The sequence below is a fragment of the Lactococcus hircilactis genome, assembly GCF_009601015.1.
Lineage (GTDB): Bacteria > Bacillota > Bacilli > Lactobacillales > Streptococcaceae > Lactococcus > Lactococcus hircilactis.
Genome location: NZ_WITJ01000004.1, coordinates 46,767 through 64,994, shown reverse-complemented (window position 1 = coordinate 64,994; position 18,228 = coordinate 46,767). Strand labels below are relative to the sequence as shown.

Sequence of the window (18,228 nt, the reverse complement as noted above, 5' to 3'; positions counted from 1 at the left end):
TAAAAAGTTTTCGTATAAAAGAGGAGTCATTAAAAATGTGAGAAAAGTTTATTTATCGTTAATGAAAATGAACTTTTTTAGTTCTATTTAAAAAAACGGTCAAAATATGTAACAGATAATAAAATAAATTGAACTGTACTAGCAAAGAAAGTGCTTTTATTCTTGTTTTTGGCTTGAAATCGCAAATCTGTATGATATAATTAAATCATAATCTGAAACAGAAGTTCAGATGTTGAAATCAAAGGAGATTTTCAAAATGAAAACTGAAGTAACATCAGAATTATTCGACCAAGCCTGGGAAGGCTTCAAAGGCGCTGACTGGCGTGATAAAGCTAGTGTATCACGTTTTGTTCAAGCAAACTACACCCCTTACGATGGAGACGAAAGCTTCCTCGAAGGACCAACTGAACGCACACTTAAAGTTAAAAAAATCATTGAAGACACACGCAACCACTATGAAGAAGTAGGTTTCCCATTTGATACTGATGTTGTAACATCTATCGATAAAATTCCTGCTGGATATGTTGATGCTAATGATAAGGAACTTGAACTTATCTATGGTATGCAAAACAAAGAACTTTACCGTTTGAACTTTATGCCAAGAGGTGGCCTTCGTGTTGCTGAAAAAATCTTGACTGAACATGGTCTTTCAGTTGATCCTGAATTGCACAATGTTTTATCACAAACTATGACATCTGTTAATGACGGAATCTTCCGCGCTTACACTTCAGGAATCCGTAAAGCACGTCACGCTCACACTGTAACTGGTCTTCCTGATGCTTACTCACGTGGACGTATCGTAGGTGTTTATGCTCGTCTTGCACTTTATGGTGCAGATTACTTGATGAAAGAAAAATCTCGTGAATGGGATGCTATCACTGAAATCAATGATGAAAACATTCGTCTTAAGGAAGAAATTCACATGCAGTATGAAGCTTTGCAACAAGTTGTAAACTTTGGTAAATTGTATGGTCTTGATGTGACGCGTCCAGCAATGAACGTAAAAGAAGCAATCCAATGGGTTAATATCGCATATATGGCTGTATGTCGTGTGATTAATGGTGCTGCAACTTCACTTGGACGTGTGCCAATCGTTCTTGACATCTATGCTGAACGTGACCTAGCTCGTGGTACATTCACTGAACAAGAAATCCAAGAATTCACGGATGATTTCGTTTTGAAACTTCGTACAATGAAATTCGCTCGTGCTGCTGCTTATGATGAACTTTATTCTGGTGACCCAACATTCATCACAACATCTATGGCTGGTATGGGGAATGACGGACGTCACCGTGTTACTAAGATGGACTACCGTTTCTTGAATACGCTTGATACAATTGGTAATGCTCCAGAACCAAACTTGACTGTTTTGTGGGATTCTAAACTTCCTTATTCATTCAAACACTATGCAATGTCTATGAGTCACAAACACTCTTCTATCCAATACGAAGGTGTTGAAACAATGGCTAAAGATGGTTATGGTGAAATGTCATGTATCTCTTGTTGTGTATCTCCACTTGATCCAGAATCTGAAAATGCACGTCACAATATCCAATTCTTCGGTGCTCGTGTTAACGTGCTTAAAGCAATGTTGACTGGTATTAATGGTGGATATGATGATGTTCACAAAGATTACAAAGTATTTGATATTGATGGTATTTCTTCTGAATATCTTGAATACGATGAAGTAATGGAAAACTTTGATAAATCATTGAATTGGTTGACGGATACTTATGTTGACGCAATGAATATCATTCACTATATGACAGATAAATATAACTACGAAGCTGTTCAAATGGCATTCTTGCCAACCCGTGTTGGTATCAATATGGGATTTGGTATCTGTGGTTTCGCAAATACTGTTGATTCACTTTCAGCAATCAAATATGCTAAAGTGAAAACACTTCGTGATGAAAATGGCTATGTTTATGATTATGAAGTAGAAGGTGACTTCCCACGTTATGGTGAAGATGATGATCGTGTTGATGATATCGCTAAACTTGTGATGAAGATGTACCATGAAAAATTGGCTTCACACAAACTTTATAAAGGTGCAGAAGCTACAGTTTCACTTTTGACGATTACTTCAAACGTTGCATACTCTAAACAAACAGGTAATTCACCAGTTCACAAAGGTGTCTTCCTCAATGAAGATGGTACAGTAAATAAATCTAAACTTGAATTCTTTAGCCCAGGTGCTAACCCATCTAACAAAGCTCAAGGTGGATGGTTGCAAAACCTCCGTTCATTGGCTAAATTGGACTTCAAAGATGCAAATGATGGAATCTCTTTGACTACTCAAGTTTCTCCACGTGCACTTGGTAAAACTCGTGATGAACAAGTGGATAACTTGGTTCAAATCCTTGATGGTTACTTCACTCCAGGTGCTTTGATTGCTGGTACTGAGTTTGCTGGACAACACGTCAACTTGAACGTTATGGATCTTAAAGATGTTTATGACAAGATCATGAATGGTGAAGATGTTATCGTTCGTATCTCTGGTTACTGTGTCAATACTAAATATTTGACTCCAGAACAAAAAACTGAGTTGACTCAACGTGTCTTCCACGAAGTGCTTTCACAAGACGAAGACGATGAAGTAATGCACACTTCAAATATCTAATTGAACATTAAAATGATTGAAATAAGTCTCTAAGCATAGAGGCTTATTTTTTTGTAATAAATACGGTTGAAAAAAATAGCGATACAATTGATTTTTAGAAAGTACATGTTGTCTATTTTTTGTTATAATAAGAGGTATGAGTAAAGTAATTGGATTAACTGGGGGAATTGCAAGTGGAAAGTCAACAGTCGTTGATTTTTTGAGTTCCAAGGGGTATTTCGTGATTGATGCGGATAAGGTCGTGCGTGAATTACAAGAACCTGGAGGAAAATTGGCGCAACGCATTTTAAAGACCTTTGGTCCACGCTTTTTTGAGTCTTCTGGGGTGCTTGATCGTCAAAAACTGGGGAAATTCATTTTTTCAGATGAAGCAGCACGTCAAAAATTGGCAGAACTTCAAAATCAAACGATTCGAGAAGAGATTTATCGTCGAAAATCTGATCTTTTAAAAATAATGCCAGAGGAAGGGATTGTTTTTATGGATATTCCTTTATTATTTGAGCAAAATTATGATGGGTTTGATGAAGTTTGGTTGGTTGCTGTGGATCATGAAATACAACTGGAGCGGGTGATGCAAAGAGATCATCTCTCAAGAAGTGAGGCAAGGTTAAGAATAGCTGCTCAGATGTCTCTTAAAGAAAAGAAGAAGAAAGCCACGCGAATCATTGATAGCTCAGGAACAATCTTAGAAACAAGAAAAATAGTAGAACAGTATTTACTGGATTTAGAAAGTCATTAAAGAGGAAGAAAAACGAAAACGAAAAAAATTAAAAAAGTGAACTGGCAAACTAATTTGTGGATTACATGGATTGGTTGTTTTATTGTGGGATCGTCTTTTTCATTGGTCATGCCCTTTTTGCCATTATATATTCAACATTTGGGAGTTACGGGATCAGCGGCGACGTTTTATTCAGGAATTGCGTTTGCTTCTAGTGCTTTAGCTTCGGGATTAGTGGCTCCATTTTGGGGAAAGCTTGCGGATGAGTACGGAAGAAAACCGATGATGGTGCGCGCTTCTTTTGCAATGTCACTCACAATGGGATTTATTGCGATTTCTCCACTTTTTGGGAAGATGGGAGTTTTTTGGTTAATTGGATTGAGATTATTGATGGGATTTTTCTCAGGTTTTATTCCGAATGCTACTGCAATGATTGCTTCTCAAGCGCCAAAAGATAAATCAGGTTATGCTTTAGGTCTGCTTTCAACGGCTATGGTGACGGGAACTTTAATTGGACCATCTGCAGGTGGTTTGATGGCACAGTGGTTTGGGATGAGTAATGTGTTTATCATCGTTGGTGTGCTCCTTTTTGTGGATGCGGTTTTGACTGTTTTTCTTGTCCATGAAAATTTTGAACCGATTGCTAAAAAAGATATGCTTTCGACAAAAGAGGTCATTAATCAAGTGTCAAATAAGCATGTTTTGGTGGGACTGATGATTACGTGCTTTATTTTGCAAATTTCTTCTCAATCAATTGAGCCTTTTGTGACGTTGTATATTAAAACATTGTCTTCTTCAACGAATAATTTGATGTTTATTTCTGGGTTGATTGTTTCGGCGGTTGGACTTTCTGCGATGTTATCTGCTTCAACGCTGGGAAAAATTGGGGATAAATATGGTTCTCATCGGTTGATTTTACTTGGTTTACTTTTTAGTTTTGCGGTTTATTTGCCTATGGCATTTGTCCATACACCTCTTCAATTGGGATTATTGAGATTTTTACTTGGTTTTGGGACAGGAGCATTAATGCCGTCTGTGAATTCATTATTGGCTAAAATCACGCCAAAAGAAGGGGTTTCACGAATATTTGCATACAGCCAAATGTGTTCAAATTTTGGGGTTGTCGCAGGGCCATTAATTGGATCTGCGGTGGCAGGACTTTATTCTTATCGTTTGGCAATTATTGTGACGAGTTTGTTTGTTGCACTTAACTTTATTTGGTCGTTCATCAATTTCCGTCCATTTTTACATCAACGGAGTATCCTTTAAAATGAGAGTGAAAATTACATTACGTTGTACTTCGTGTGGCAATAAAAATTATATCAGTAGTAAAAATAAAGCAAATCATCCTGAAAAGGTTGAAACAATGAAATTTTGTCCAAAGGAGCGGATGGTTACGCTCCATCGTGAAGTTTAAAAGAGGAATTTTCCTCTTTTTTGTGTTTGTGATGTGGTCGAGAAATGTTGAACTTTTCTGGATAAAAATGTTAAATGACTAAATTATGATTAAAAAAATGATATAATGTAGGGAAACAATAAATTGAAACACGATTAGACTGTAAATTTAAATTAAAAAAATGAATTTGAGAGAAAAATGAAAGACGGATTAAAAAAAGGTAATTTTTTAAACTACTCCATTTTAGTTCCTTATTTGTTGCTTTCTGCAATTGGAATTATCATGGTTTTTTCAACGACGGTGCCTTATCAGCTGATACATGGCTATCCTCCTTACACTCAGGTGATCAATCAAACAGCGTTTATGCTGTTGAGTTTTGTTGCAATTGCCGTTATTTTTCGCTTGAAATTAGGGGCATTAAAGAGTAAAAAAATTCTAGGTTTTGTGATGGTGGTGTTGATTTTAGCAATGCTTGCGGCACGTTTTGTTTTCCGACCTTTAAATGGTGCACATGGATGGATCATCATTCCGGGATTTGGGACGATCCAGCCTGTTGAAATTGCTAAAATCTTTGTGGTTTGGTATCTTTCTTCTGTTTTTTCAGAAAAACAAGAGGAGATTCAAAATTATGATATTAGAGAAGTATTTAAAGGAAAATCGATCACACAACGTTTGATTGGTGGGTGGAGACTCCCGATTTTATCTTTAATTGTGATTGAGTTGATTATGCCCGATTTGGGAAATACGATTATTTTGACAGGGCTTGTGCTAATTATGGTGGGGGCAAGTGGAATTTCATGGCGCTGGTTTAGTGGTTATGGAAAAATATTTTTAGTGTTTATTTTGGGAATTATCGGTGTTTTATTTGCAACGGGTGGTAATTTAATTCCTGGCTCTTATGTCAATGCCAGATTTAGGGCTTATGTCAATCCATTTACTGATCTTGCCAAGTCAGGTCATCAACTTGCGAATTCTTATTATGCGGTTGTAAATGGAGGATGGTTGGGTCGAGGATTAGGGAATTCCATCCAAAAAAATGGATTTTTACCAGAAGCGACGACAGACTTTGTTTTTCCAATTATTGTAGAAGAATTAGGGATTATTGGAGGGATTTTAGTGCTTGGCGTTCTATTCTTTTTGATTGGTCGAATGTTGACTGTGGGAATCCGTGCTAAAAATCCGTTTAACAGTTTGATTGCGATTGGGATTGCCTCGTTATTGTTGCTTCAAGTTTTAGTCAATGTTGGCGGAGCAATTGGTGTGATTCCTGAGACGGGGGTCACATTCCCGTTTGTCTCTCAAGGGGGATCTTCTTTCTTTGTCTTATCTTTAGGTGTCGCTTTTGTTCTTAATATTTCTGCAGATGAGAAGCGGCGAGAAATTAGTGAACTTTCGAATCAATATTTCACTCAAGCGGATCAAAATGATTCGATTTGAGCATAAAAGATACTCTGTCATTGGCAGAGTATCTCTCTTATCTTTGGAATGTTTTGAATTTAATATTCAAACGTGCATTTTTCTCTATTTAGTGCTATATTAGAGAGTGTAATAAATAAATAAATAAATGTTGGCGGATGCTGTTGATTTTTATTTTGAATAAATTTGAATTTAGAAAAAGGAGTCCCATTAATGAAAAAACTATTAGTTGCTAATCGCGGTGAAATTGCAATTCGAGTTTTCCGTGCGGCAAATGAGCTTGGCTTGGCTACTGTTGCGGTTTATGCAAAAGAAGATGAGTATTCTGTTCATCGATTTAAAGCAGATGAGTCTTATTTGATTGGTGAAGGAAAAAAACCAATTGAAGCTTATTTGGATATGGATAGTATCATTCAAGCGGCATTGGATTGTGGTGCGGATGCGATTCACCCTGGTTATGGATTGCTTTCTGAGAATTTGGAATTTGCGACTAAAGTGCGTGATGCGGGGTTGACATTTATAGGTCCTGAACTCCATCATTTGGATATTTTTGGGGATAAAATCAAGGCTAAGGCGGCAGCGGATGAAGCGAATGTGCCTGGAATTCCTGGTACTCCTGGCGCTGTGGATATTGATGGGGCTTTTGAATTTGCCAAAACATACGGCTATCCTGTCATGATCAAGGCTGCACTTGGTGGCGGCGGTCGTGGAATGCGTGTTGCGCGCAATGATGATGAATTGCGTGATGGCTATGCACGTGCAAAATCAGAAGCGATTGGTGCATTTGGTTCGGGTGAAATATATGTTGAGAAGTACATTGAAAATCCAAAACACATTGAAGTTCAGATTATGGGGGATGTTCATGGGAATATCTTGCATTTGCATGAGCGGGATTGTTCTGTGCAACGTCGAAATCAAAAAGTGATTGAAATTGCACCCGCTGTTGGATTGTCGCTTGAATTGCGTCAGCGGATTTGTGATGCAGCAGTGAAGCTTTGTAAAAATGTAGGTTACATTAATGCTGGAACTGTTGAGTTTTTGGTTAAGGATAATGAATTTTACTTTATTGAAGTAAATCCTCGTGTTCAGGTGGAACATACGATCACTGAGTTGATTACTGGAGTTGATATTGTTCAAACTCAGATTTTAGTGGCACAAGGAAAGGATTTACATACTGAGATTGGGTTGCCAAAGCAAGAGGAAATTCCACTTTTGGGCGCTGCAATTCAATGTCGAATCACAACTGAAGATCCTGAAAATGGCTTTTTGCCAGATACTGGAAAAATCAACACGTACCGCTCTCCTGGTGGATATGGGGTTCGTCTTGATGTTGGAAATGCTTATGCTGGATATGAAGTGACGCCTTATTTTGATTCTTTGTTGGTTAAAGTGTGTACTTTCGCACCAAGTTTTGAAGATTGCGTGCGTAAAATGGATCGCGTGTTGCATGAATTTCGAATTCGTGGGGTGAAAACAAATATTCCATTTTTGATCAATGTGGTCGCTGATACGCACTTTACGAGTGGTCAAGCAACGACAACATTTATTGATAATACGCCATCACTCTTTAATTTTCCTCGATTACGTAATCGTGGGACTAAAACGCTACATTATTTGTCAAATATCACAGTGAATGGTTTTCCTGGGATTGAAAGTGGACAAAAAAAGCACTTTGATCTTCCGCGTCAGCCGCAATTTGATGCTGTCAGTACTGACAGCGTGGTGACGGCAAAAAATATTTTAGATGAAAAGGGGCCAAGTGCAGTTGTTGACTTTATTAAAAATCAAAAAGATGTCCTCTTGACAGATACAACCTTGCGCGATGCGCATCAATCGTTACTTGCGACGCGCTTGCGAACGCAGGATATGAAAGGAATTGCAGGTGCGATTGATCAAGGATTGCCAGAGCTGTTTTCTGCTGAAATGTGGGGCGGGGCAACGTTTGATGTTGCGTATCGTTTCTTAAATGAGTCTCCTTGGTACCGTCTGCGTGAATTGCGTAAATTGATGCCAAATACGATGTTCCAAATGCTTTTTCGTGGGTCAAATGCGGTCGGTTATCAAAATTATCCAGATCATGTGATTGCTGAGTTTATTAAAATTTCCAGTCGAGAAGGAATTGATGTATTTCGTATTTTTGATAGTTTAAATTGGTTACCTCAAATGGAAAAATCAATTCAGGCTGTTCGTGATGCAGGTAAAATTGCTGAAGCGACAATTTGTTATACGGGCGATATTCTTGATCCAATGCGTTCAAAGTATGACTTGAAATACTATACAGATTTGGCAAAAGAGATGCAAGCAACTGGTGCGCACATTCTTGCCATTAAGGATATGGCTGGACTGTTGAAACCTCAAGCAGCATATCGTTTGATTTCTGAATTAAAAGATACCGTTGATTTGCCGATTCATCTGCATACGCACGATACTTCAGGAAATGGAATCATTACTTATTCTGGTGCAACTCAAGCGGGAGTGGATATAATTGATGTGGCAACGGCAAGTCTTGCTGGCGGAACGTCACAGCCATCAATGCAATCCATTTATTATGCGCTTGAACATGGGCCTCGTCATGCACACATTAATGTGAAGAATGCAGAGCAAATTGATCATTATTGGGAAGATACGCGCAAATACTATGCGGCGTTTGAAGGCGGGATTACGAGTCCATCAACGGAAGTTTATATGCATGAAATGCCTGGTGGACAATACACTAATCTAAAATCACAGGCTGCGGCAGTGGGATTGGGACATCGTTTTGATGAAATCAAACGGGTTTATCGGACGGTGAATATGATGTTTGGTGACATCATTAAAGTGACGCCAAGTTCAAAAGTTGTCGGGGATATGGCACTCTTTATGGTGCAAAATAATTTGACCGAAGAAGACGTTTATGCACGCGGTCAGGAGTTGAATTTCCCTGAGTCAGTCGTTTCGTTTTTCCGTGGAGATTTGGGACAACCGGTAGGAGGATTCCCTGAAAAATTACAGCAAATTATTGTGAAAAATAAATCTGTCATTACTGACAGACCAGGATTGCATACTGCACCTGTTGATTTTGAGCAGGTCAAAGCAGAATTGGCTGAGAAAATCGGTTATGATCCGGGGGATCATGAAGTAATTTCTTATCTTTTGTATCCTCAAGTTTTCTTGGATTATCAAAAAATGCAACAAGAATTTGGCTCGGTCACGCTACTGGATACGCCAACGTTTCTTTATGGCATGACTTTGGGTGAGAAAATAGAAGTTCAAATTGAAAAAGGGAAAACGTTGAGTATTCGATTGGATGAAATCGGAGAACCTGATTTGTCAGGAGATCGTGTGCTATTCTTTAATTTGAACGGACAACGGCGCGAGGTTGTCATTAATGACAAATCTGTCAAAACTCAAGTTGTGGCAAAACGAAAAGCGGAGACAGGAAATGTCAATCAAATTGGTGCAACCATGCCAGGTTCTGTGTTGGATGTGTTGATTCAACCTGGCGATCATGTGAAAAAAGGGCAAACATTGATGGTCACAGAAGCAATGAAGATGGAAACGTCCATTGAAGCACCGTTTTCTGGGGTGATTGCGGATGTCTTTGTTCACAAAGGTGAAGCCATTCAAACCAAAGATTTACTGATTGAGATTCGGTAAGAAACTCTGTCAGCACTGACAAAAAATTTTCATTCCAAAAAAATGGGTGCTGTCATGCATCAAGACTGTTTTTCAAATCCTGTCACAACTGACAGGATTTTTTTTGATGAAAATGAGGATAAAAAAACTCTGTCAGCACTGACAGAGAAAAAATTTTTATTTCAAATCGTTGCGTTCCATGATTTCATCAATGAATCCGTATTCGAGTGTTTCTTTGGCATCCATCCAGTGATCACGTTCGCAATCTTTATGAACTTTTTCGATGGATTGACCTGAATTCTCAGACAAGATCTTCTCAAGTCGATTCCGCGTTTTTAAAATTGATTCAGCAACAATCGCAATGTCTGTTTGTTGCGTGCCGCTACCTGTGCCGCCCATCGGTTGATGAATAAGATATTCTGCATTTGGCAACATAAAGCGTTTGCCTTTTGCACCAGATGAGGCAATAATTGTTCCCATTGATGCGGCCATTCCCATTACAATCGTTTGGACATCAGACTTAATGAAATTCATCGTATCAACAATCGCAAGTCCTGCAGAAACAGAACCTCCAGGACTGTTAATATAGAGATAAATGTCTTTTGTGTTGTCTTGTGCATCGAGAAATAAAAGCTGTGCGATAATGCTGTTTGCCATGCCATCTTCGACTGGACCAGTCAACATGATGATCCGGTCTTTTAAAAGCCGTGAATAGATGTCGTAAGCGCGCTCACCTCGTGATGATTGTTCAATAACTGTTGGAACTAAGTAACCCATAAGTGTCTCCTGACTTTTTAACTTTCACATGATCTTTTCATTAAATGAGAAAAGTGTGAAGAAGTGAATAAGTCCATCGGTAAAGAGATTCCGATGTTCCTTTCGTTTCTTTATAATTAATATTATAAAATAAAGGTCAGAAAAGGTCAAAGGAAAAGATTTTGATGAGTAAAAATAATTTAAAATGAAAAAAATGATAAAAAAAATGAAAAAGGAAATGAAATAAATTCACAAATGCTTTAGGATTTGCTATAATAAAGGCATGACAACACAGCTTATGATTGCGATGCTTTTTGGCCTAATTCTTGGGAGCTGTTTGACGATTGCGGGCATTTTTATTTATAAAATTTATGACGAAAATCGTTATAAAAAACGGCTGGCGATTGAAAAACTGATCAGAGAAATTGAAGCTAGAAATACGCTAAATCAAAAAATTATTGAAATTTTAAATCGTCCAATCGCAGGAGACGATACCGATTTGATTAGCCCTCAAAACGATGTCAAAGTTCCATTTTATGATTATAATTTTCTTAAAAATTATTCATCGATGTATAATCTTTATTTACCAACCTATTATCTCAATACTTTTTTCAAAAAACTATCTCATCATCTAGCTGTTTTTGATGATGAACAAGATTTGAAAAATGGAGGATATATTTTTAAAGAATCACGTCCCATTTTTGAAAATTTTTCAATTGAGATTACGGATGATATTGAAACGAAAAAAAGAGCGCTCAATCAAGCGCAAAATATTTATCCAGCACTCTTAAAGCGTCAACATTATGATATTTAAAGCAATCATGCTGATTAATCCCTTGTAAAATCAGGTTTTGTCAGTACTGACAGCTTTTTATTTTTTTGTCAAAAAAAAAATCAAAAAAAAATGAAAAAAGTGCGAAATAGGTCTTTTTTTCATTACGCAAATATGATATAATTGAACAATCGTTAGTTTTGATAAAATATTTAACAGTATTAGAGAAATGAAACTAAAAATGATTTCTGAAAAAAATTTCAGGATCAGATCTTAATGAAGGAGGAAAGATGATTACTATCTATACAGCGCCATCGTGTACGAGCTGCAAAAAAGCCAAAACTTGGCTCACTTATCACCGTATCCCGTTTGAAGAGCGCAATATTATTGCAAACCCATTATCCGTTGGAGAAATCAGTCGAATTCTTGAAAAATGTGATGATGGAGTTGAGGGGTTAATTTCGAATCGAAACCGTTTTGTAAAAACGCTGGGAGTTGACTTTGAAGATCTTTCCTTATCTGCGGCGATAAAAATAATTTCTGAACATCCACAAATCATGCGTCGTCCAATTATTATGGACGAAAAAAGACTTCATGTGGGATATAATGAAGAAGAAATTAGAGCATTTTTACCTCGCACAGTACGGATTTTGGAAAATGGTGGTGCACGATTGCGCAGCGCAATTTAATTTTTTATTTTTTAAAAAAACCGGACTCATTTTTAGGACACAGTAGTGTCTTTTTTTATACATTTTTTTATTGACGAAGAAGAAAGTAGCGCGAATTCGTGGTATAATGAACATATGAATATTTTCGATACACACACGCACCTCAATGATGAACCGTTTAAGCATCGCATCGCAGATGAAGTAAAAAAAGCAAAAAATTTTAGCGTGACAAAAATGAATATCGTAGGGAGTAATTTAGAACTAAATCGTTGTGCTGTTGAAATTGCGGAACAATTTGACGCGTGTTATGCAACGATTGGATGGCATCCTGATGATGCAGGAACATTTGACGAACACGCACAAGATTATTTATTGTCAGTGCTGACAAAACCTAAAGTGATCGCCGTGGGAGAAATTGGGCTTGATTATCATTGGATGGTGGAGTCTAAAGCGGTTCAAGAACAGGTGTTTAGACGTCAAATCGAAATTTCAAAGCAACTCAATCTTCCCTTTCAAGTCCATAGTCGTGATGCTTTAAAAGAAACCTATCACATCATTAAATCAGAAGGTGTTGGATCAGCTGGTGCAATCATGCACTCCTTTTCTGGAACTTACGAAGAAGCCAAAAAATTTTTAGATCTCGGAATGATGCTTTCGTTTTCAGGTGTGGTAACCTTTAAAAAAGCGGTGGCAGAGCAAGAAGCTGTTTCAAAATTGCCACTGGATCGCATTTTAGTTGAAACAGATGCTCCTTATTTGACTCCAGTTCCTTATCGTGGCCGTGAAAATACTCCAGCTTATACACGCTATGTGGTTGAAAAAATAGCAGAGCTTCGAGGGCTTCCTATAGAAACCGTTGCTGAAAAAACGTATGAAAATGCGATGAGGATTTTTAAAATTGAGTAAGAATATCATGAGAATCATTTGGATTTTATTCGTATTTTTAACACTTTATTTTTCCTATTTATCATTTTTGAACGCGGCCACGCCCATCAGTACATGGGATGATTCTGACGTAAGTCAAGCAGGATTGCGAATCTTAGCGTTGCCTTGTTTTGTCATTGGCTGCATGCTCTTTAATTTGGATAAAAAAGAAAAACTTTTGTATCGTTGGATTTATTTTTTACCAGTAATACTTACCGTTATTATGATTATTATAAAGAAATTAGGATAAAATGTGGAGAAGAAGAAAAAAATTACAAAAGTAATCGTCGTAGAAGGTAGAGATGACACCGCTCAACTGAAACGTTTTTTCGACGTGGATACTTATGAAACAAACGGCTCAAGCATTAATGCACAAGATCTTGAGCGTCTCAAAAAAATTCACACCAAGCGCGGTATTATTGTGTTTACAGATCCTGATTTTCAAGGAGAGCGCATTAGAAAAATGATAATGCAAGCAATCCCAACCGCCGAACACGCTTTTATCCAACGCGATGAAGGCATTCCAAAGTCAAAATCAAAAGGACATTCATTAGGCGTTGAACACGCTGATTTTAGTGCTTTGACAGCAGCTTTGAATCACGTTGAAACGTCGTCAGTACTGACAGAACAAGCTTTCGCACTGACACAATCAGATTTGATACGATTGGGTTTAATCATGCGACAGGACAGCCGAAAATGCCGAGAAGTACTCTGCTTTGAGTTACGCATTGGCTATGCAAATGGCAAACAACTGCTCAAGCGATTAAACATGTTTGGAATTTCTCTTGAAGCGATAGAAAACGTTATGAAAAAATATGAAAAAGAAAGTGAAACATGGAAAATCAAGCAAAAATTCTGAGTCAATTGACGGATTTATTTACCAAAATCAACTTTTTTTATCGCCCTCAAATGGAGGCACTCTTTCCAGAGCTTTCCTTATCTGAGATAGAATGCATTGAGATCATCGCAAAAATTGATCAACCCAACGTCACAAAACTTGCAGATGCCCTTTATATCACACGAGGCGCAGTCAGTAAAATCACAAAAAAGCTCATCCAAAAGCAACTCATCGCGCCTTATCAAGAAAAAGAAAATAAAAAAGAAATCTATTTTGTACTCACCAAAAAAGGAACGGAGATTAATCAAGCACATGAAGACATGCATTTGAAATTTTTAGCGCATGATCGCCCCATTTTTTCAGAGTTGACGCCAGAAGACGAAGATCGAATCATTCATTTTTTAGAGCGCTATAACACGCACTTGGACCAAGCAATCAGAAACAATCAAAAATAGATTGTTTTTTTTGTGCATTTATTGTTGACAAGGAAACAATAAAATAATATACTTAAGTTGTTTCCCAGGAAACAATAAATGAAAGTGAATGAAACTTATGACATCTCATCGTTACAATAATGCCCTCATTTTTGGGCTCATCTCAACATTTTTGACTGGATTTGGCTTTACGGTCATCAGCCCAGTCGTGCCCTTTATGGTTCAGCCGTTTGCCAATGCGCATTCACAAGCACTGATTGTGACCGCATTAACGGCCGTTTATGCTGCCTGCACTTTTCTATCCGCTCCTTTATTTGGACTGTTATCTGACCGTTTTGGTCGCAAGCCCATCCTACTTTTGAGCCTTGCTGGCTCTACCCTTGGCTTTCTTGTTTTTGGGATGGCACACTCCATTGGGATGCTCTTTTTGGGCCGCGTGATTGATGGGTTAACGGCTGGCAACATCGTGACACTCTTTGCTTATTTTGCAGACTTTACCGATGAAGAAAATCGAACCAAAATATTTGGCTGGATTGCTGCAAGTGTTGGTGTAGGAACAATATCTGGACCAGTCCTTGGCGGAATGCTTGCGCATTTTGGGAATAGCATCCCTTTTTACTTCGGTGCCGCAATTACAGCGCTCAATATGGCTTATGGCTTCTTTTTTATGCCTGAAACATTGGTTCAAGAAACCACACCAGCACCGCTCAAACTTCGTGAATTAAATCCACTTGCACAACTTTTCACTGTGTTCAAAATGAAGCAAATCACGCCACTCCTTTTTGCTGCACTCCTGCTTTGGTTGCCCGCAGGAAGTTTACAAGCCATCATCAGTCAATTTTCACTGGATCGCTTTTCCTTCCAACCCGTGGAGATTGGACTTGTATTTGCAATCATGGGTGCACAAGACATTTTGACACAATTAATCATCCTACCTCGTGTTTTAAATAAGCTTAAAACGCGTTACTTACTCCCCTTAGGCGTTGTTAGTGAATGGATTGGATACGTGCTTTTAGCATTATCAGCTTGGACTGGATTTTGGGAACTGTTCGTTGTTGGCATGTTTATCTTTGCATTTGGAGATTCCATTTTCGGCACTGCCTTCAATAGTCAACTCTCCCTTTTGGCATCATCCAAATCACAAGGAAAAGTTCAAGGTGGCGCTCAAGCCATCCAATCGCTCACACGTGTTGTAGGACCGCTTATCGGAGGAGAACTCTACATTTTACTTGGATCAAGTGCTCCAGCAATCCTTGGCGTGCTCTTATTGATCTGCTCATTTCTTGTCTTAAAGACTCACACCACCGTCAAAAAGGGAGAAATTTTGTTATAATAGTAAACATGACAAAAACAGAAAAAACGGACATTACCCGCATTGCAAATATGATTCGCACACAAGATATCATGCGTCGCCACGACTTTAACTTCAAAAAGAAATTCGGACAAAACTTTTTGACAGACCATAACATTTTGTCCAAAATTACTGCAACAGCGACACTTACAAAAGAAGTGAATGTCATTGAAATTGGACCAGGCATTGGCTCACTTACCCAATACCTCTTAGAAGAAGCGGCAGAAGTCATGGCATTTGAAATTGATAAAACTTTGATTCCAATCCTTGAAGAAACACTTGCAGCGTATGATAACTTCCAATTGGTTTTGGCAGATGTGCTCAAAGTTGATCTTAACTCATACATTCGACGGTTCAAAAATCCAAATCTCCCCATTAAAGTGGTTGCAAATCTCCCCTATTACATTACGACACCCATTTTAATGCACTTGATTGAGTCAAAGATTCCTTTTACAGAATTTATCGTGATGATGCAAAAAGAAGTGGCCGATCGTATCGCAGCGCAGCCCAAAACAAAAGCGTATGGTAGCTTGTCTATCGCTGTCCAATACTACATGGAAGCACAAGTTGCATTTACCGTACCACGTACTGTATTTATCCCAGCACCAAATGTTGACTCGGCCATTTTGAAAATGACGAGACGATCTAGTCCACTTGTTGATGTCAAAGATGAAGACTGGTTTTTCAAAATCATGCATGCAGGCTTTGTTCATCGTAGAAAAACACTGATGAATAATATGCAAGCAGAATTTGGAAAAGAAGCTAAGCCCGAAATTGAAAAATGTCTTAATGAAGCTGGAATTTCACCGAGCATTCGTGCAGAAGCACTTTCAATAGCAGATTTTGCAAAGTTGGCCGATGCAGTTTTTCCGCTCAAAAAAGAAAGTAAACAATGAAAGTGCTAGCAATTGCTAGCCTTCTTTGTTATGATTAAGGAAAACAAAAAAAGAGGAATCCAATGAGAATTGAACAAGTAAAACAAAAAATGAAATCAGAAAAACTTGAGAGTCTCTTGATCACAGACATGAAAAATATTTATTATTTAACAGGTTTTTCTGGAACGGCTGGAAGCATCTTACTCACACGAGATCGGAATATCTTTATGACCGATAGTCGCTATAGTGAGATGGCAAAAAATCTGATTCATGATTTTGAAATCATTGAGACGCGTGATGCCATTGGCTCAGTGCTTTCCATCACAAAAGATGGAAAAATTAAAACGCTTGGTTTTGAAGAAAACATCACCTATCAATTTTTCAAGCGCCTCACACAGACGCTTGACACACTCCAACTTTTTGCCACGAGCAATTTTTTGATGGAATTGAGACAAATCAAAGATGCCACAGAAATAAAAAAAATCAAAAAAGCGTGCGAAATTTCAGATCAAGCATTTTTAGAAGTCTTAAAATTTATTGAACCTGGTCGTACAGAAATCGAAATCGCTAATTTTTTAGATTTTAAAATGAGAGATTTGGGTGCAAGTGGGGTGAGTTTTGAAACCATTGTTGCAAGTGGGGCAAGAAGTAGTCTGCCACATGGCGTTGCAAGTCATAAACCGATTGCTTTTGGGGATCCTATTACACTGGATTTTGGGTGTTTTTATGATCATTACGCAAGTGACATGACCAGAACGATTTTTGTCGGTGAAGTTGATCCAAAAATGAAAGAAATCTATCATGTCGTTTTAAGTGCAAATCAAGCGTTAATTGCTCAAGCAAAAGCAGGATTGACTTATGCAGCTTTTGATAAAATCCCAAGAACAATCATCGAACAAGAAAATTTTGGCTCCTTTTTCACGCATGGAATTGGACACGGAGTTGGACTAGATATCCATGAAATTCCATATTTTAGTCAAAATATGATTCAAGAAAAACTCCTTGAAAATATGGTAGTAACAGACGAACCAGGAATATATCTTCCTTCATTTGGCGGAGTTCGTATCGAAGATGACCTCTTAATTACTAAAGAGGGATGCGAGCTTTTGACAAAAGCCCCCAAAGAGCTCATCGTTATTTGAAAAAAAATAAATCTTATGGTAAAATGAAGTGATGTAATCCGCTATTTAACGACAATCAAAAGTCATTTGGCGAAAATAAATGTAATTTCTTAAGGAGAATAAATAATAATGGTTGCAGCACACGAACTTAAAGCTGGTATGACATTCTTGAATGGAGATAAACTCCTGCGCGTGGTAGAAGCAAGTCACCACAAACCTGGTAAAGGAAATACCATCATGCGGATGAAACTTAAAGACGTCCGCACAGGATCAACTTTTGATGATACTTACCGTCCAGACGATAAATATGAACAAGCAGTGATTGATACTGTTGGCGCACAATACCTCTACAAGATGGATGATACAGCTTTCTTCATGAATACTGAAACGTATGATCAATACGAAATCCCTACAGAAACAATTGCAAATGAATTGCTTTACATGCTTGAAAACGAAGAAGTAAAAATCCAATTCTATGGCTCAGAAGTCATCGGTGTTTCACTTCCAACTACTGTAGTATTGACTGTAACAGAGACGCAACCTTCAATCAAAGGAGCAACAGTAACAGGATCAGGAAAACCAGCAACAATGGAAACTGGACTTGTCGTTAGCGTACCTGATTTTGTTGAAACTGGAACAAAACTTGAAATCAATACACAAACAGGGGATTATTTGAAACGTGCTTAATGCTGAGCGCAAGTTTATTGATTGACAAGATAGA

Annotated in this window: 17 protein-coding genes; 16 read left to right on the top strand and 1 reads right to left on the bottom strand. The window is 37.9% G+C overall.

Annotated elements, in window-relative coordinates; translation table 11 throughout:
• Positions 1 to 256 precede the first annotated feature (256 nt).
• From pflB to GHI93_RS03345, 6 genes are all read left to right on the top strand, one after another.
• A complete protein-coding gene (pflB, locus tag GHI93_RS03370) occupies positions 257 to 2,623 on the top strand; it encodes a formate C-acetyltransferase (protein WP_153495604.1) in 2,367 nt (788 codons plus the stop codon).
• Positions 2,624 to 2,759: 136 nt separating this feature from the next.
• The gene (coaE, locus tag GHI93_RS03365; RefSeq protein WP_153495602.1) at positions 2,760 to 3,362 is read left to right on the top strand and encodes a dephospho-CoA kinase; all 603 of its coding nucleotides are present in this window, start codon (positions 2,760 to 2,762) and stop codon (positions 3,360 to 3,362) included.
• Positions 3,363 to 3,389: 27 nt separating this feature from the next.
• Entirely contained in the window at positions 3,390 to 4,610 is a 1,221-nt protein-coding gene (locus GHI93_RS03360; RefSeq protein ID WP_484496931.1) for a multidrug efflux MFS transporter, read from the top strand.
• A 1-nt stretch (position 4,611) separates the two neighbouring features.
• Complete coding sequence (gene rpmG, locus GHI93_RS03355; RefSeq protein WP_153495600.1) at positions 4,612 to 4,758, top strand: 50S ribosomal protein L33; 147 nt, start codon at positions 4,612 to 4,614, stop codon at positions 4,756 to 4,758.
• Positions 4,759 to 4,935: 177 nt separating this feature from the next.
• On the top strand, positions 4,936 to 6,174 hold the full coding sequence (locus tag GHI93_RS03350; protein ID WP_153495598.1) for an FtsW/RodA/SpoVE family cell cycle protein: 1,239 nt from the start codon (positions 4,936 to 4,938) through the stop codon (positions 6,172 to 6,174).
• 192 nt (positions 6,175 to 6,366) lie between these two features.
• The gene (locus GHI93_RS03345; protein ID WP_153495597.1) at positions 6,367 to 9,789 is read left to right on the top strand and encodes a pyruvate carboxylase; all 3,423 of its coding nucleotides are present in this window, start codon (positions 6,367 to 6,369) and stop codon (positions 9,787 to 9,789) included.
• A 156-nt stretch (positions 9,790 to 9,945) separates the two neighbouring features.
• Here the strand turns inward: GHI93_RS03345 and GHI93_RS03340 are convergent, their stop codons facing one another.
• Positions 9,946 to 10,545: an ATP-dependent Clp protease proteolytic subunit gene (locus GHI93_RS03340; RefSeq protein ID WP_153495595.1), complete on the bottom strand. Its 600-nt coding sequence runs from the start codon at positions 10,543 to 10,545 to the stop codon at positions 9,946 to 9,948.
• Between the two features lie 262 nt (positions 10,546 to 10,807).
• Between GHI93_RS03340 and GHI93_RS03335 the strand changes: the two genes are divergently transcribed.
• The 10 genes from GHI93_RS03335 to efp all read left to right on the top strand — a co-directional run bounded on the left by GHI93_RS03335 (position 10,808) and on the right by efp (position 18,194).
• Positions 10,808 to 11,338, top strand: coding sequence for a hypothetical protein (locus GHI93_RS03335; protein WP_170272377.1), 531 nt, complete (start codon positions 10,808 to 10,810; stop codon positions 11,336 to 11,338).
• 248 nt (positions 11,339 to 11,586) lie between these two features.
• On the top strand, positions 11,587 to 11,985 hold the full coding sequence (spx, locus tag GHI93_RS03330) for a transcriptional regulator Spx (protein ID WP_153495593.1): 399 nt from the start codon (positions 11,587 to 11,589) through the stop codon (positions 11,983 to 11,985).
• A 114-nt stretch (positions 11,986 to 12,099) separates the two neighbouring features.
• A complete protein-coding gene (locus tag GHI93_RS03325) occupies positions 12,100 to 12,870 on the top strand; it encodes a TatD family hydrolase (RefSeq protein ID WP_153495591.1) in 771 nt (256 codons plus the stop codon).
• Entirely contained in the window at positions 12,863 to 13,138 is a 276-nt protein-coding gene (locus GHI93_RS03320; protein ID WP_170272376.1) for a hypothetical protein, read from the top strand. The genes GHI93_RS03325 and GHI93_RS03320 overlap by 8 nt, the downstream gene beginning before the upstream one ends.
• Positions 13,139 to 13,141: 3 nt before the next feature.
• Positions 13,142 to 13,747, top strand: coding sequence for a ribonuclease M5 (rnmV, locus tag GHI93_RS03315; RefSeq protein ID WP_343030305.1), 606 nt, complete (start codon positions 13,142 to 13,144; stop codon positions 13,745 to 13,747).
• The gene (locus GHI93_RS03310; protein WP_153495587.1) at positions 13,723 to 14,181 is read left to right on the top strand and encodes a MarR family transcriptional regulator; all 459 of its coding nucleotides are present in this window, start codon (positions 13,723 to 13,725) and stop codon (positions 14,179 to 14,181) included. The genes rnmV and GHI93_RS03310 overlap by 25 nt, the downstream gene beginning before the upstream one ends.
• An 88-nt stretch (positions 14,182 to 14,269) precedes the next feature.
• Positions 14,270 to 15,493, top strand: coding sequence for an MFS transporter (locus tag GHI93_RS03305; protein ID WP_246177005.1), 1,224 nt, complete (start codon positions 14,270 to 14,272; stop codon positions 15,491 to 15,493).
• A gap of 8 nt (positions 15,494 to 15,501) precedes the next feature.
• Positions 15,502 to 16,407, top strand: a complete 906-nt coding sequence (gene rsmA / locus GHI93_RS03300; protein ID WP_153495585.1) for a 16S rRNA (adenine(1518)-N(6)/adenine(1519)-N(6))-dimethyltransferase RsmA — start codon at positions 15,502 to 15,504, stop codon at positions 16,405 to 16,407.
• Between the two features lie 62 nt (positions 16,408 to 16,469).
• The gene (locus tag GHI93_RS03295) at positions 16,470 to 17,528 is read left to right on the top strand and encodes a M24 family metallopeptidase (RefSeq protein WP_153495583.1); all 1,059 of its coding nucleotides are present in this window, start codon (positions 16,470 to 16,472) and stop codon (positions 17,526 to 17,528) included.
• A 108-nt stretch (positions 17,529 to 17,636) separates the two neighbouring features.
• Complete coding sequence (efp, locus tag GHI93_RS03290; protein WP_153495582.1) at positions 17,637 to 18,194, top strand: elongation factor P; 558 nt, start codon at positions 17,637 to 17,639, stop codon at positions 18,192 to 18,194.
• Positions 18,195 to 18,228 lie beyond the last annotated feature (34 nt).